The sequence below is a fragment of the Pseudomonas segetis genome (genome assembly GCF_900188155.1).
In the GTDB taxonomy this organism is placed as follows: Bacteria; Pseudomonadota; Gammaproteobacteria; order Pseudomonadales; family Pseudomonadaceae; genus Aquipseudomonas; species Aquipseudomonas segetis.
Genome location: NZ_FZOG01000002.1, coordinates 675,797 through 690,699 on the forward strand (window position 1 = coordinate 675,797; position 14,903 = coordinate 690,699).

At 57.0% G+C, this 14,903-nt stretch carries 13 protein-coding genes; 9 read left to right on the top strand and 4 right to left on the bottom strand.

Features of this window, described 5'->3' with window-relative positions; genetic code table 11:
- The first annotated feature begins 18 nt into the window (after positions 1 to 18).
- Both CHB79_RS09030 and CHB79_RS09035 read left to right on the top strand, forming a co-directional pair.
- A complete protein-coding gene (locus tag CHB79_RS09030) occupies positions 19 to 399 on the top strand; it encodes a carboxymuconolactone decarboxylase family protein (RefSeq protein ID WP_010489769.1) in 381 nt (126 codons plus the stop codon).
- A 195-nt stretch (positions 400 to 594) separates the two neighbouring features.
- Positions 595 to 1,275, top strand: coding sequence for a CatB-related O-acetyltransferase (locus tag CHB79_RS09035; RefSeq protein ID WP_089359628.1), 681 nt, complete (start codon positions 595 to 597; stop codon positions 1,273 to 1,275).
- On the opposite strand, the gene CHB79_RS09040 is transcribed toward CHB79_RS09035, so the two are convergent.
- From CHB79_RS09040 to CHB79_RS09050, 3 genes are all read right to left on the bottom strand, one after another.
- A complete protein-coding gene (locus CHB79_RS09040) occupies positions 1,232 to 2,173 on the bottom strand; it encodes an AEC family transporter (protein ID WP_010489765.1) in 942 nt (313 codons plus the stop codon). The two genes, CHB79_RS09035 and CHB79_RS09040, sit on opposite strands and share 44 nt — an antisense overlap.
- A gap of 236 nt (positions 2,174 to 2,409) precedes the next feature.
- Positions 2,410 to 2,970, bottom strand: coding sequence for a response regulator transcription factor (locus CHB79_RS09045; protein ID WP_010489763.1), 561 nt, complete (start codon positions 2,968 to 2,970; stop codon positions 2,410 to 2,412).
- A gap of 140 nt (positions 2,971 to 3,110) precedes the next feature.
- Positions 3,111 to 4,364 (bottom strand): ATP-binding protein, encoded by a 1,254-nt coding sequence (locus CHB79_RS09050; RefSeq protein WP_089359629.1) that lies wholly within the window; start codon positions 4,362 to 4,364, stop codon positions 3,111 to 3,113.
- 321 nt (positions 4,365 to 4,685) lie between these two features.
- Between CHB79_RS09050 and CHB79_RS09055 the strand changes: the two genes are divergently transcribed.
- The 7 genes from CHB79_RS09055 to CHB79_RS09085 all read left to right on the top strand — a co-directional run bounded on the left by CHB79_RS09055 (position 4,686) and on the right by CHB79_RS09085 (position 12,975).
- Entirely contained in the window at positions 4,686 to 5,399 is a 714-nt protein-coding gene (locus CHB79_RS09055) for an SIMPL domain-containing protein (RefSeq protein ID WP_089359954.1), read from the top strand.
- A gap of 231 nt (positions 5,400 to 5,630) precedes the next feature.
- Positions 5,631 to 7,232, top strand: coding sequence for an ABC transporter substrate-binding protein (locus tag CHB79_RS09060; protein WP_089359630.1), 1,602 nt, complete (start codon positions 5,631 to 5,633; stop codon positions 7,230 to 7,232).
- Positions 7,233 to 7,337: 105 nt separating this feature from the next.
- The gene (locus tag CHB79_RS09065; RefSeq protein ID WP_089359631.1) at positions 7,338 to 8,954 is read left to right on the top strand and encodes an ABC transporter substrate-binding protein; all 1,617 of its coding nucleotides are present in this window, start codon (positions 7,338 to 7,340) and stop codon (positions 8,952 to 8,954) included.
- Positions 8,955 to 9,070: 116 nt separating this feature from the next.
- Positions 9,071 to 10,081, top strand: coding sequence for an ABC transporter permease subunit (locus tag CHB79_RS09070; protein ID WP_010489754.1), 1,011 nt, complete (start codon positions 9,071 to 9,073; stop codon positions 10,079 to 10,081).
- A gap of 11 nt (positions 10,082 to 10,092) precedes the next feature.
- Positions 10,093 to 11,004 (top strand): ABC transporter permease subunit, encoded by a 912-nt coding sequence (locus CHB79_RS09075; RefSeq protein WP_089359632.1) that lies wholly within the window; start codon positions 10,093 to 10,095, stop codon positions 11,002 to 11,004.
- A 10-nt stretch (positions 11,005 to 11,014) separates the two neighbouring features.
- Positions 11,015 to 11,989, top strand: a complete 975-nt coding sequence (locus CHB79_RS09080; protein WP_089359633.1) for an ABC transporter ATP-binding protein — start codon at positions 11,015 to 11,017, stop codon at positions 11,987 to 11,989.
- Entirely contained in the window at positions 11,989 to 12,975 is a 987-nt protein-coding gene (locus CHB79_RS09085; protein ID WP_010489749.1) for a peptide ABC transporter ATP-binding protein, read from the top strand. Before CHB79_RS09080 ends, CHB79_RS09085 begins: the two co-directional genes overlap by 1 nt.
- Positions 12,976 to 13,077: 102 nt before the next feature.
- Here the strand turns inward: CHB79_RS09085 and CHB79_RS09090 are convergent, their stop codons facing one another.
- Positions 13,078 to 14,241, bottom strand: coding sequence for a type III PLP-dependent enzyme (locus tag CHB79_RS09090; protein WP_089359634.1), 1,164 nt, complete (start codon positions 14,239 to 14,241; stop codon positions 13,078 to 13,080).
- Positions 14,242 to 14,903 lie beyond the last annotated feature (662 nt).

Genomic DNA, 14,903 nt, shown 5'->3' on the forward strand with positions numbered 1-14,903 from the left:
TCACGGGAGCAGGCGAATATGAGTAATAAACCCCTAGACGGCGAACAGGTGCGCCGCGAAGTCATGGGCGATGCTTTCGTCGATCGCGCCCTGGGCAACGCCACGGACTTCACCCAGCCACTGCAGGACTACGTCAACAACCATGCCTGGGGTGCCGTCTGGAACCGTGAAGGGCTGGAGCGCAAAACCCGCAGCCTGATTACCCTTGCTGCACTCACCGCGCTCAAGTGCCCGCAGGAACTAAAAGGCCACGTGCGCGGCGCCTTGAACAATGGCTGCAGCGTCGAGGAAATCCGCGAAACGCTGCTCCATTGCGCAGCTTACGCCGGTGCCCCCGCTGCAATCGATGCATTCCGCGCCGCACAGGAAATCATTGACGAGCATCAGCAAAAAAACTGATGCCCAGGCAAGAAAAATCCGGACGAACTGCCCCGTTTACTGGTTCGCGGAGCCGTTTACAATAGCGCCTTGCCTGAACCTTTTATTGGTCTGTCACGCATCAAACTTCAAACAGCGACAGAAATCACCAACATCACACTACCGTAATATTTGTATTAGCTAGCGGATAGCTTCGATCCTATGGATGGGATACATATGAAATGCTTAACCAAGCTGCTTAAACGCAGCGCCAGAAAGTATATTCAAAACTCGCCAAGGCTCTATCGAGGAGCGCTGAAACTGCGTCAGCGTTACCCAGAATACAGCTTCGGCGACGGGACCTACGGCAAGCCCACAGTCCATGACTGGAATGAAGGCACCAAACTGCATGTGGGTGCCTACACCTCAATTGCGGGTGACGTAAATATCTACCTGGGTGGTCATCACCGCACCGACTGGATAACCAGCTATCCATTCCCACTGCAGATGGAAGAACTCGCTCATATCGTGGATGCGCACGGCAGCAATGGTGACGTCATCATCGGCAATGATTGCTGGATCTGCTCAAAGGCCATGATTCTTTCTGGCGTGACCATTGGCGATGGTGCAATAGTCGCTGCGGGTGCCGTTGTCACCAAAGATGTTCCGGCCTACGCAGTGGTGGGGGGCAATCCTGCACGCCTGATCCGCTGGCGCTTCGATGAACCAACCCGGCAGATGCTGCAAGAGTCCGCCTGGTGGGACTGGCCTGCCGAAGAAATCAGGGCCATCGCCCCGCTCCTCTGTACCAGTGATTTCGATGCCTTCAACCGCTATGTGGCCGAGCGCAAACAAACCAGGGCGGTATCAGGGCCTAGATCCAGCCAAGAGCTTGCAATATCAGCAAGCCAATATTGATGGAAACCACAGAGCCTAGCGTGGTGATCACGATAATCGCCGCTGCCAGTTCATGGTTACCATTGGCCGCGCGAGCCATGACATAGCTCGCCGCCGCAGTTGGGCTGGCGAAGTAGAGAAACAAAACAGCCAGATCAGCATCGCGAAAGCCCGCCAGCCATGCGCCAAGCGTGGCTAGCAGCGGCAACCAGACCAGCTTCATCATACTTGAGCCGATTGCAATATCGCTGCTCTGGCGCATGGAGGCCAGGGACAGTGTGCCGCCAATGCAGATCAGCGCCAAAGGCAGCGTCATGTGTGCGAAGTATTCGGCCGACGCCAGCAGCCATTGCGGCAGCTCTATCTGCCAATAGGCGAAGGGGACCGCCAGTGCCACGCCGATAATGAGCGGGTTGGTCAGGATGCTTTTGCACAATGTGCCCGGATCAGTCTTGGCACCGGGACTATATATCGCCAGCACCAGCACGGAGAGGATGTTGTAGCAAAAGATCACCACTCCGGCGAGCACGCTGCCTATCGCCAGGCCATAGTCACCGTACATGCTGGTCGCCAGGGCCAGGCCAACGACGCCATTGTTTCCACGAAATGCACCTTGGGTATAGATGCCGCGCTCAATCTCCGGGCAACGCAGCACCGCCCAGCCCCAGGCCACGGCGAAGGTGACCAGGGTGGCAAGCACAAAATAGATTATCAGTCCCGGCTTGAAGGCCTGGCTCATGTCGGCGTTGACGATACCGAGAAACAGCAAGGTCGGCATGGTGCCGCGAAATACCAGCTCCGAAGCCGTGCCGATAAAGTTGTCATCAATCCAGCGCAAGCGCTTGAGCACCACGCCAAGGAACAGCATGGCGAATACAGGTGCGGTAATGCTGACGGTTTGCAGAACGATTTCGAACACAGCTGCCTCAGTCCAATTCCAGGCGTCCAGGTATCTAGGCACGTTTTGATCTGGAGAACAGGACAAGTCCGTAGCCTGCTAACAATAATAGCAAGCTTGCCAATGAAAAGATTTGGCTAATCGGGTCGATGCGGCTTTTTTCATCCGCCGCCGTCGCGGCTAGATGCTCAAGCTATTTGCACACAGCGGATGGGCTGGCCCGGTAAAGCCTAGCCCGGTAGTTTTTCGCAGATGCCTTAGCGACGCACCGGTCGCTTTTGCAACTTGCGCTGCAAGGTCCGTCGATGCATGCCCAGGGCACGGGCAGTCGCAGAGATATTGCCTTCGTGCTCAGCCAATACGCGTTGAATGTGCTCCCACTGCAGGCGATCGACCGACATCGGATTTTCCGGGACCAGGCTGTCGAGGTCGGCATGTTGCGTCAGCAGGGCCGCCAGCACGTCATCGGCATCCGCCGGCTTGCACAGGTAATTGCAGGCACCGCGCTTGATCGCCTCGACAGCAGTGGCAATGCTCGAATATCCGGTAAGTATGACCACCCGCATCTCGGCATCGAGCTCAAGCAGTTTAGGCAAAAGTACCAGGCCTGAATCACCATCCATCTTCAGGTCGACAACTGCGTACTCCGGCATATCCTGCTCGGCCAATAGCAAGCCTTCTTCGGCAGAACCTGCGGTTGATACACGCAGGCCACGACGACTCATCGCCCGCGCCATGACCCGGGTAAAGGTTGGGTCATCGTCGACCAACAACAGATGCGGCTGCTCGTCACCTTCAAATAGTGCCTCTTCAGACATGCTTAACTCCTTGGAAACCGCTGAAAAACTACTGTGTTCGGTATTACTGGGGCAGCCCATGCTGGGGCAGCCCGTGCTAGGGCAGTCCTTGCTACAGCCCTCAAGAGGGGGCGAGCAATCGGCTCCCTTGCAGGTCGCATTTATGCGCGGCCATAGGCACGCGGCAGTTTCAACTCGGTAAGCGTGCCACCCTCTTCATGGTTATACAGTTTAACCGTACCGCCTGCCCGCGTAACGCTGGCCTGGCTTAAAAACAAGCCCAGGCCAAATCCCTTGCCCTTGGTGGTGAAGAAGGGGCGCCCCAGTTGCTCGGCAATCGCCAGCGGCACACCGGCTCCAAAATCGCGGATGGTCAGGTACAGCCACTGGTGGTCCCAGTTCAGGCGGATATCCAGTTTGTCTGGGTGGGCATCGGCAGCGTTATTCAACAGGTTAAGCAAGGCCTGGGTCAGATCTGCTGGCGGCATCAGCCGCGGCGGCGTACCACGGCCCAGACACTGGTAACGATAGCTCGCTTCAGGGCGCATCAGGTGCCAACGATTGAGCGTGACCTCCAGCCACTCAACACTCGACTGTTCGACAACGGCCTGGCGGCGGTCGGCTTCGGCGGCGCGAACCAACTGCTGCAGCGTGTCTTTGCACAGCTTCACCTGTTCCTGCAGCACAGCCAGATCTTCTTGCAGCAATGGCTCGGGATGCTCACGGCGCAACTCTTTGATCAACACGCTCATGGTCGCCAGTGGCGTACCCAGTTCATGTGCAGCTCCGGCCGCCTGGGTGGCAACCGCCAACAATTGCTGGTCACGCAGGTTCTCTTCGCGCCGCTCTGCGCGCTGTTGATCCTGGCCACGCAGTTCTTCGGCCATTTTCGCAACGAAAAAGGTAATCAGCCCGGCGGCCATGGCAAAACTCAGCCACATGCCGTAGATCAGCAGGCTCTGGCGCTGTTCCTGGGGCACGGCAATCGAATGCGACCAGACCAACAGCAAGGTATAACCGGTTAGCGCCAGTCCTGACAAAGTCACGGTGTAGAGCCAGGGCAAGGTCGCGGCTGCAATGGTCAAGGGCACCAGGTAATAAGACACGAAGGGGTTGCTGGAGCCGCCAGAGTAGAACAGCAAGACGCTGTGGATAATCAAGTCGAAACTCAGCTGCAGCGCATATTCCTGCTCGGTCACCGGCCACGGCCCTCGCAAACGCAGGGCCGTAAGCAAGCACAGGACCAGAGACAGGCCCAGGGTAATACTCAGTTCAAACCAGGGCAGCACCAGCAAACCCGATTTATAGACCAGCCCCACCGCGCCCGCCTGGGCGGCGAGCACCAAAAAGCGAATCAGGATCAAACGCCTGAGATTTTGCCGACTGGCCGACAACAACTGCACCGGTGCGAGCATAAGCTCTCCAAGAACGCCTGTAACAAGTCTGGCGAGTATAACCAAGCCACCAAACGGCTTAGTGCGTCAACACGCCGCAGCCGACGCTTTTTGCAACAGCTGTCGGCTGAACAACATCGGGCCAGAGCACTCGAAGTCATTTCAGATAGCCAGGCGAGCAATTCCTGCTCCTGGTTAAACAGGCCAATAAACAGACTGCCGCCCGGTCGATTTATTTTTTTAATTTTGTTTAACCCCAATCGACAATAAACGCCGTCTACTCTTTTGAACCCAGTGCGCATGTGCGCCAACTCGACAACTAAGGAAGTCTCCATGCAACCAATTTCACGCCTCCCACGCTTTGCCACTGCCCTGTTGCTGACAGCCGGCAGCCTGCTGAGCTTCTCGGTACATGCCGATGAAGCCCACTACAACCAAGTGGCGCTGCGCGCTGAAGTCAGTCAAGAAATCGCCCATGATCTGATGCACGTGACCTTCTATACCGAGTCGCAAAATACTGACCCCGCAGCGCTCGCTGCAGAAACCACCCAAACCCTCAATGCGGCCCTGAAACAAGCGCGCGCCGTGGAGGGTGTCAGCGTGGCAACCGGCAGCCGCAACAGTTATCCGGTGTATGACGACAAAGGCAAGAAGATCATCGCCTGGCGCGAGCGCGCCGAAGTGCGCCTTGAGAGTGCAGACTTTGCCAAGCTATCCAAGCTAACCGGTGAGATGCTGAAAACCATGCAGATGGGCTCAATGAGTTTCAGCATTGCCGACAACACGCGCAAGAGCAAGGAAGACGCCATGCTCAAGGATGCAGTCGAAGCCTTCAAAGCCCGCGCAGACCTGGCCACCCAAGCCCTGGGCGGCAAAGGCTATAAGCTGGTGAGCCTGAACATCAACAGCGGGGGGTTCCAGCCACCAATGCCCATTCGCATGGCGCGCGGCTCAAGCATGAAAATGATGATGGACTCGGCGCCACCGGAAGTTGAGGCTGGCACCAGCCAGGTCACGGTTAATGCCGATGGCGTCATCGAAGTGCAGATGCCCTAAAAGGTAACACTTCACAGCACCATAATCGCTCAGCGCCGCTATGCTTCTATAGCGGCGTTTCGCCATGTTCTGGCCTAAATTTTGTCTAAATGCGACAGCAAGTTACACCACACCTACTGATAGCCCTGTTTATGACTTGGCGCACTTGTCTCCGGCATGTGCCCTGCATAGTTTGATCCAAGGTCTCCACAAGGGGCCCCTCAACATAACCACAACAACCATGAGGTTTCTATGCGTAAGAATGCCGTCATCCAGGCAATGCTCGTAGCTGGACTACTCGCCAGCGCGCCATTTGCCCAGGCCGCAAGCAATCTAGTGTTTTGTTCAGAAGGCAGTCCTGCAGGCTTCGACCCTGCGCTCTACACCACGGGCACCGACTTTGATGCGGCCGCAGAGACCGTATTCAATCGCCTGACTCAATTTGAACGGGGTGGTACCACAGTCATTCCTGGCCTTGCCGAAAAGTGGGATATCTCCGATGACGGCCTGACCTACACCTTCCACCTGCGCCCTGGCGTCAAGTTCCATACCACCGACTACTTCAAGCCAAGCCGCGACTTTGATGCGGATGACGTGCTGTTCACCTTCCACCGCATGCTCAACAAAGACGATCCATTTCGCAAAGCCTATCCAACAGAGTTTCCTTACTTCACCGACATGGGCATGGATCAAAACATCGCCAAAATCGACAAGGTCGATGACATGACGGTGCGCTTCACCCTCAACAGCGTCGATGCGGCATTTATCCAGAACCTGGCCATGAGCTTCGCCTCCATCCAGTCCGCCGAGTATGCGGCTCAGCTGTTGAAAGAAGGCAAAGCCAGCGACATCAACCAAAAGCCAATCGGCACTGGCCCGTTCGTGTTCAAGCGCTACCAGAAAGATGCGCAGATTCGCTTCACCGGCAACAAGCAATACTGGAACCCGGACGATGTGAAGATCGACAACCTGATCTTCGCCATCAACACCGACGCCTCGGTGCGCATGCAAAAGCTCAAGGCTGGTGAATGCCAGGTCAGCGTGTTCCCACGTCCTGCGGACATCGAATCGCTCAAGGCCGATGCCAAGCTGCAACTGCCGGACCAGGCAGGCTTCAACCTTGGCTATATCGCCTACAACATCGAGCACCCGCCATTCGACAAACTCGAAGTGCGCCAGGCGCTGGATATGGCGGTCAACAAAAAAGCCATTATCAACGCGGTCTACCAAGGTGCGGGCCAGCTGGCCGTCAACAGCTTGCCGCCGACCCAATGGTCTTATGACGACAGCATCAAGGATGCCCCTTTCGATCCTGAAAAAGCCAAGCAGATGCTCAAGGACGCGGGTGTCAAAGAAGGTACAGAAATCACCCTATGGGCCATGCCGGTGCAACGCCCCTACAACCCGAATGCCAAGCTGATGGCTGAAATGCTGCAGGCAGACTGGGCCAAGATCGGGATCAAGGCCAGGATCGTCAGCTATGAGTGGGGCGAGTACAACAAGCGCGCCAAGGCAGGTGAACACGATGCGCTCCTTATCGGCTGGACTGGCGACAATGGGGACCCGGACAACTGGCTGGGTGTGCTCTACGGTTGCGATGCCATCGGCGGCAACAACTACAGCCGCTGGTGCAACAAGGACTTCGACGGCCTGGTCAAGAAAGCCAAAACCCTCAACGACAAGGATGAGCGCAGCAAGCTCTACATGCAGGCGCAGCACATCCTGAAGGACAACGTGCCTATCACTCCGGTCGCCCACTCAACCGTATTCCAGCCAATGAGCAAATCGGTCAAGGGCTTCAAAATCAGTCCATTCGGCCTTAACTCGTTCTACGGTGTAAGCGTGGAGAAATAACCCTGGCAGCTGTTATCCAGCCGAGCAATCCTCGGCTGGATAACCGGGCGCCGGCACCCTACACGGCTGCTGCTCGCATTCCGCATACGCATCAGGGATTACTCAATGCCCAAACCCAAATCACTCGTATTGTTCAGCCTGCTGTTGCTCGCCACCGGCCTTGATACCGCTGCCGCTGAAGCCGCGAACGAAGACAGCTTGATTGTCTGCACCGAAGCCAGCCCCGAAGGTTTTGATGTAGTGCAATACAGCGCGGCGGTCACTGCCGATGCTTCGGCAGAAACAGTGCTTGAACGACTGGTCCGGTTCGTCCCGGGCACCACCGACCTGGAACCGGCGCTCGCCGAACGCTGGGATATTTCCGAGGACGGCCTGAGCTACACCTTCCACCTGCGCCAGAACGTCAAGTTCCACCACTCCAAGACATTTACCCCAACCCGTGACTTCAATGCCGACGATGTACTCTGGAGCTTCAACCGCCAGCTCGATCCCAAGCACCCATGGCACGACCAGGCGCTGCGCGGCTATCCCTACGCAGAATCAATGGGCATGGCCAGCATCATTGAGCGCATCGACAAGCTCGACGACCACACAGTGCGCTTCACCCTGAATCACCCTGAGTCACCCTTTCTGGCCGATATGGCGATGGGCTTTGCCTCTATCTATTCTGCCGAGTACGCCGACCAGCTACTGGCCCAAAACAACAGCAAGCAGCTCAACAGCCATCCGATTGGCACCGGCCCCTTTGTGTTTGACCGCTACAGCAAGGATTCGCAAATACGCTTTCACGCCAACCCGGACTACTGGGACGGCACGCCAGCCATCAAGAAGCTGCTGTTCGCCATCACCCCTGATCCGAATGTGCGCATTCAGCAACTCAAGGCCAACGCCTGCCAGATAGCGCTCTATCCACGGCCCACTGACATTGCGGCGCTCAAGACCAGCAACGGGATCAAGGTCCAGGCGCTGGACTCGCTGCTGACAGCCTACATCGCGATCAACACCCGCCGACCACCGCTGGACGATGTGCGTGTACGCCGGGCGCTGAACATGGCATTCGACAAGGCCGCCTATGTACGCGCGCAATATGGCGAGGAAGGTGCAACGCCTGCCGTTGCGCCTTATCCACCGACGCTCTGGGGCCATGACGCACAATTGCTTGGCTGGCCCAATGATGTAAAGCGCGCGCGGCAATTGCTTGAAGAGTCGGGGCACGCCGATGGCTTCAAGCTGTCGATCTGGACGCGCCCAGGTGGCGGCCCGACCAACCCCAACCCCGGCATTGGCGCGCAAATGCTTCAGGCAGACCTCGCCGCCATCGGTATCACAGCAGATATCCGCGTCTATGAATGGGGCGAGTTGATCAAGCGTGCCAAAAACGGCGAACACGACTTGGTGTTTATGGGCTGGGCTGGCGACAACGGCGACCCAGACAATTTCCTCACGCCAAACCTGTCATGCGCTGCGGCAAAGTCCGGTGAAAACATGTCAGGTTGGTGTAACAAAGACTTCAACGCCCTACTCAATGAAGCACGCCGGGTAAACCAACGCTCGCAACGTGCTGCGCTCTATCGCGAGGCGTTGTCGATATTTCAGGACCAGGCACCCTGGATTGCCCTTGCCTATCCAAAACAGTTCACCGCCCTGCGCACCAATGTGCAGGGCTTTGTGCAGAGTCCCCTGGGCTCAAATAACTACGCGCGCGTGAGCATCAAGCCTTAATAGCCGAGGCTGACCGAATGCAAACACTGTATTGGGTCATGTTGCGCACTCGTTATAACAACATCGCCAGGCCACGCAGCCAGGTGAACCGAAAATTGCTGGAGTGTTAAAACCCTATGTTGTCTTTTATTGCCAGGCGTTTGGGACTACTGATCCCGACTTTCTTCGGCGTGACCCTACTGACCTTCGCATTGATCCGGATGATTCCCGGTGACCCGGTGGAAGTGATGATGGGCGAGCGCCGTGTCGACCCAGCCATGCACGCCGAGGCACTGCATCGCCTGGGCCTGGACAAACCGCTGTATGCCCAGTATTTCGACTACATCGGCAACCTTGCCCACGGCGACCTGGGCGAGTCACTACGTACCCGCGAAAGTGTCTGGCATGAGTTCATCACTCTCTTCCCTGCGACCCTTGAGCTGTCGCTGGCCGCCTTGTTGTTTGCAGGAACCGTCGGCTTGATTGCCGGCGTGATTGCAGCGCTCAAGCGGGGATCATTGTTCGATCACGGCGTCATGGGCATATCACTGGCCGGTTACTCCATGCCGATTTTCTGGTGGGGCCTGCTGCTGATCATGTTCTTCTCGGTCTGGCTTGGCTGGACCCCCGTATCAGGACGCATTGACCTGCTCTACGACATAGAGCCGCGCACCGGCTTTATGCTGATCGACACCCTGCTTTCGGATGAAGAAGGCGCCTTTGTCGACGCCCTGCAACACCTGATCTTGCCGGCAGTCGTGCTTGGCACCATTCCACTGGCCGTCATCGCCCGCATGACCCGCTCGGCCATGCTCGAAGTGCTGCGCGAAGACTATGTGCGTACCGCGCGCGCCAAAGGCCTGTCGCCAGCGCGGGTGGTTTTCGTTCATGGCCTGCGCAATGCGCTGATCCCGGTGCTCACGGTGATCGGTCTACAGGTCGGCACGCTGCTCGCAGGCGCGGTGCTGACTGAAACTATTTTCTCCTGGCCCGGGGTGGGCAAATGGCTGATCGAGTCCATTGGCGCACGTGATTATCCGGTGGTGCAAAACGGCATCCTGCTGATCGCCTGCCTGGTCATCATGGTCAACTTCGTCGTCGATATCTTGTACGGCCTGGCCAACCCACGCATTCGCCATCAGCGCTAAGGAGGCCTGAAATGACTACAGCTAACTCCCTCCCGGCGGTTGATCAGAGCTTGCTCTACCCCTCACCGCTAAAAGAATTCTGGCAAGCCTTCGCCCATAACAAAGGCGCAGTGGCAGGCCTGATGTTCATGATCCTGATCGTGTTCTGTGCGCTGTTTGCCCCCTGGGTAGCACCCTACAATCCGAGCGAGCAGTTTCGCGACTTCCTGCTGACGCCACCGGCATGGCTCGAAGGTGGCCAATGGCAATTCTTGCTGGGCACCGATGAACTCGGCCGCGACCTGCTGTCACGATTGATTCACGGTGCGCGCCTGTCGCTGATGATCGGCATGGCATCGGTACTGATGTCACTGATCCCCGGCATTTTCCTCGGGCTGGTTGCAGGCTTCTTTCCACGGGTCATGGGCCCGGGGATCATGCGCTTGATGGACGTGATGCTGGCCTTGCCATCGCTACTGCTGGCGGTGGCGATTGTGGCCATTCTCGGCCCTGGCCTGATCAATACCGTAATCGCCATCGCCATCGTCTCGCTGCCATCCTATGTGCGCCTGACCCGTGCAGCCGTCATGGGCGAACTCAACCGCGACTACGTAACAGCGGCACGCCTGGCTGGCGCCAGCCTGCCCCGCCTGATGTTTATTACGGTGCTGCCCAACTGCATGGCGCCCCTGATCGTGCAGGCAACCCTGAGCTTCTCATCTGCCATTCTCGATGCCGCGGCACTGGGCTTCCTGGGGCTTGGGGTGCAACCACCAACACCTGAGTGGGGCACCATGCTGGCATCGGCACGCGACTACATTGAGCGCGCGTGGTGGGTAGTAACCCTGCCCGGCTTGACCATTTTGCTCAGCGTTCTGGCAATCAACCTGATGGGTGACGGTTTGCGCGATGCGCTAGACCCGAAACTCAAGAACGCAGTGTGAGGAGCCCACAATGAGTTTGCTTGATATTAAAAACCTCAGCGTACGCTTCGGCGACGCGAATGCCGTTCCGGTTGTGGATGGCCTCGACATAAGTGTCGACAAAGGTGAAGTGCTGGCGATTGTTGGCGAATCGGGTTCAGGTAAATCAGTCACCATGATGGCGCTGATGGGTTTGATCGAAGCACCGGGCAGAGTTAACGCTGACAGCCTGCAGTTTGACGGCACCGACATGCTGCGCCTCAAGGGCAAGCAACGTCGAAACATCATCGGCAAGGACCTGTCGATGATCTTCCAGGACCCGATGACCGCACTCAACCCGAGCTTCACCGTTGGTTTCCAGATCGAAGAAGTGCTGCGCCAGCACATGGGCCTCAAAGGCAAAGCCGCGCGACAACGGGCGCTGGAATTACTGGAGAAAGTCGAAATACCGGGAGCATCCAGCCGGCTCGAAGCCTATCCGCATCAGCTCTCTGGCGGTATGAGCCAGCGTGTTGCGATTGCCATGGCCATTGCCGCCGAACCTAAATTGCTGATCGCCGACGAACCGACCACCGCCCTCGATGTAACCATTCAAGCGCAGATCATGGAACTGCTGGTCAACCTGCAGCGTGAGCAGGACATGGCGCTGGTACTGATCACCCACGACCTTGCGGTGGTTGCCGAAACCGCGCAGCGCGTATGCGTCATGTACGCAGGCCAGGCAGTGGAAGTCGGCTCGGTGCCTGAGCTGTTCAACAACCCAACCCATCCTTACACCGAGGCGTTGCTCAAGGCGATCCCCGAACACTCTCTCGGCGCCGAACGTTTATCGACATTGCCGGGCATCGTTCCCGGCCGCTACGACCGGCCACAGGGTTGCCTGCTGTCGCCACGCTGCCCTTACGTGCAGGAGCAATGTCGCCAGCAACGGCCGGCCCTTGAGGCGCATGAGCGAGGCGCCGTGCGCTGCTTCTTCCCGCTTAACCTGACTTCGGAGGTGGCTTGATGAGCACGCCTACAACTAACAGCGTGTTGTCTGCCCGCGACCTCACCCGACACTATTCGGTATCAACCGGTTTGTTCCAGCCCAACGCCACGGTGCAGGCACTCAATGGCGTCTCGTTCGAACTGGCCGCAGGCAAGACCCTGGCGGTGGTTGGTGAATCCGGCTGCGGCAAATCTACCCTGGCGCGAGCACTGACCTTGATTGAGGAGCCCAGCTCGGGCTCGCTGCAAATTGCCGGGCAGGAAGTCACAGGTGCCAACAAGGCCCAGCGCAAGCAGCTGCGCCGCGATGTGCAGATGGTCTTCCAGAACCCTTATGCATCGCTCAATCCCCGGCAAAAAATTGGTGACCAATTGGCCGAGCCACTGTTGATCAACACAGGGCTGTCGAAAAGCGAGCGGCGCGAAAAGGTCCAGGCCATGATGCAGCAAGTCGGTTTGCGACCAGAACATTACCAGCGTTATCCACATATGTTTTCCGGTGGCCAACGTCAGCGTATCGCCCTGGCCCGCGCCATGATGCTGACGCCCAAGGTTTTGGTTGCGGATGAGCCGACCTCGGCGCTGGACGTATCGATCCAGGCCCAGGTGCTCAACCTGTTCATGGACCTGCAAGAAGAACTCAATACCGGTTATGTCTTTATCTCGCACAACCTTTCGGTGGTGCGTCACGTAGCCGACGACGTGCTGGTGATGTACCTGGGCCGGCCAGCGGAGATGGGGCCAAGCGAGCAGATTTACCAACGCCCGCTGCACCCGTACACCAAGGCGCTACTGTCTGCGACGCCCGCCATTCATCCAGACCCTAGCAAACCCAAGATCAAGATCAGTGGCGAGCTGCCAAACCCGCTCGACCCGCCAACAGGTTGCGCCTTCCACAAGCGCTGCCCCTATGCGACCGAACAATGTGAAGTCGAACGCCCGGAACTGCGCCTGATCGATTCACGGCAAGTGGCTTGCCATCACGCCGAAACCATCAACAGCTAAGCGGCCTAGCACTCGTCGGTGCGCATAAACGCCATTGACGATTCCACAACACCAAAAACGCAAAAGCCCGCCAATTGGCGGGCTTTTGCATTGCTCTATCGCTTAGAGGTAAAAGGCTTTGAGCGGTGGAAAACCATTGAATTCCACGGCGCTGTAGCTGGTGGTGTAGGCGCCGGTCGAGAGCCAGTACAGGCGATCGCCACTGGCCAGATTCAGTGGCAGGCCGTACTTGTAGTTTTCGTACATGATGTCGGCGCTATCACAGGTTGGACCGGCAATGACCACTTCTTCCATCTCGCCATTCTTCTCGGTCCAGATCGGGAACTTGATTGCCTCGTCCATGGTTTCGATCAGGCCCGAGAACTTGCCGACGTCAGTGAACACCCAGCGCTCGACCGCAGTGCGCGACTTACGTGAAACCAGTACCACTTCGCTGACCAGGATACCGGCGTTGGAAATCAACGAACGACCCGGCTCAAGAATGATTTCCGGCAGGTCATCACCGAAATCGTCCTTGAGAAAACGGATGATTTCTTCAGCGTAGGTTTCCAGGCTGTTGGTGCGTTGAATGTAGTTGGCCGGAAAACCGCCGCCCATGTTGATCATGCGCAGGACAATGCCGTCTTCTTCTTTCAAACGCTCGAAAATCACCTTGACCTTGGCGATTGCCGCATCCCAGACGTCGATATCGCGCTGCTGCGAACCCACATGGAACGAGATGCCGTACGGATCCAGGCCCAGTTGCTTGGCCAGGATCAACAAGTCCAGCGCCATGTCGGTCTGGCAACCGAACTTGCGCGACAGTGGCCAGTCAGCCGAGGTCGAACCTTCGGTGAGGATACGCACATAAACCTTCGAGCCAGGTGCGGCCTTGGCAATATTGCGCAGGTCCGCCTCGGAGTCGGTGGAGTACATGCGCACGCCCTTCTCGTAGAAGTAGCGGATGTCCTTGGCTTTCTTGATGGTGTTGCCGTAGCTGATACGGTCGGCGCTCACGCCACAGGCCATCACCTTGTCCAGTTCATAGATGGAGGCGATGTCGAAGTTCGAGCCTTTATCCTTGAGCAGTTGGATGATTTCCACGGCCGGGTTGGCCTTGACCGCGTAATAAATCTTGGCGAACTCAAAGCCTGCGCTCAAGTCATCGTATGCCTTGCTGATGATTTGGGTATCAATCACCACGAATGGCGTTTCTTGCTTATCGGCAAACGCCTTCATCTTCTGGAAAGTGGCGGGTGCGTAGTAATCATCAACATTGATCGACATGCGTGGACTCCATTTGGCTAAACCGGAATACATAAATTTCGAGTAACTGAGTCCGCTAGGGTTCAATTATTCGGCGGGGCCGGTTGTTTCGATTGAAAGCGCCTTGGCAACAGTCAGTCGAAACAACGCAAATTGAGGCAGTAACCAAGGTTTACGGCGCCTGCATCAACTTTGAACGTCTGATCAGTCTCCCCACTTTGGTCGCCTACTTCCCAAGGCATTTCGCCGAGAATCACCCTTGTGCTGTTTTCACAAAAGAGCGACCTCTCGTCGTCTGTACTTGAGCCGGATGGATCGTTGCCAGCATGGACGTTCGGGGCGGAACTTTAGGGCCATGCGCCCTGTATATCAATCACCAATAAGCGCTTTTTTAGCCCTATTTGACCCATAAGCAGCTGATCGTTTTAGATTCAAAACAAAACGTGTTTTATGCTGCACGAATTGAGCATTGAGGCCACTATCGGCCCAGAATGTGAATCCAGGATGACAACCTTTGCAGCCAGTTGAGTGGTCGATCTGAGCCGCCCATTGCGGCCCCCCGGCAATACAAATTGGCACATGCCTGACTGCTGATCGGCTGATTCACCAAATGTAGCTGCTTTTCACGTTATAATTGGCGGTTTTACGGGTCGGCTGTCGTTCGCCCGCCCGCAACCGTATTC

Excerpts from the sequence above, each read along its gene's own strand:
- CHB79_RS09030 (WP_010489769.1), top strand. The coding sequence starts at position 19 with ATGAGTAATAAACCCCTAGACGGCGAACAGGTGCGCCGCGAAGTCATG.
- CHB79_RS09035 (WP_089359628.1), top strand. The coding sequence starts at position 595 with ATGAAATGCTTAACCAAGCTGCTTAAACGCAGCGCCAGAAAGTATATT.
- CHB79_RS09045 (WP_010489763.1), bottom strand. The coding sequence starts at position 2,970 with ATGTCTGAAGAGGCACTATTTGAAGGTGACGAGCAGCCGCATCTGTTG.
- CHB79_RS09050 (WP_089359629.1), bottom strand. The coding sequence starts at position 4,364 with ATGCTCGCACCGGTGCAGTTGTTGTCGGCCAGTCGGCAAAATCTCAGG.
- CHB79_RS09060 (WP_089359630.1), top strand. The coding sequence starts at position 5,631 with ATGCGTAAGAATGCCGTCATCCAGGCAATGCTCGTAGCTGGACTACTC.
- CHB79_RS09065 (WP_089359631.1), top strand. The coding sequence starts at position 7,338 with ATGCCCAAACCCAAATCACTCGTATTGTTCAGCCTGCTGTTGCTCGCC.
- CHB79_RS09070 (WP_010489754.1), top strand. The coding sequence starts at position 9,071 with ATGTTGTCTTTTATTGCCAGGCGTTTGGGACTACTGATCCCGACTTTC.
- CHB79_RS09075 (WP_089359632.1), top strand. The coding sequence starts at position 10,093 with ATGACTACAGCTAACTCCCTCCCGGCGGTTGATCAGAGCTTGCTCTAC.
- CHB79_RS09080 (WP_089359633.1), top strand. The coding sequence starts at position 11,015 with ATGAGTTTGCTTGATATTAAAAACCTCAGCGTACGCTTCGGCGACGCG.
- CHB79_RS09085 (WP_010489749.1), top strand. The coding sequence starts at position 11,989 with ATGAGCACGCCTACAACTAACAGCGTGTTGTCTGCCCGCGACCTCACC.
- CHB79_RS09090 (WP_089359634.1), bottom strand. The coding sequence starts at position 14,241 with ATGTCGATCAATGTTGATGATTACTACGCACCCGCCACTTTCCAGAAG.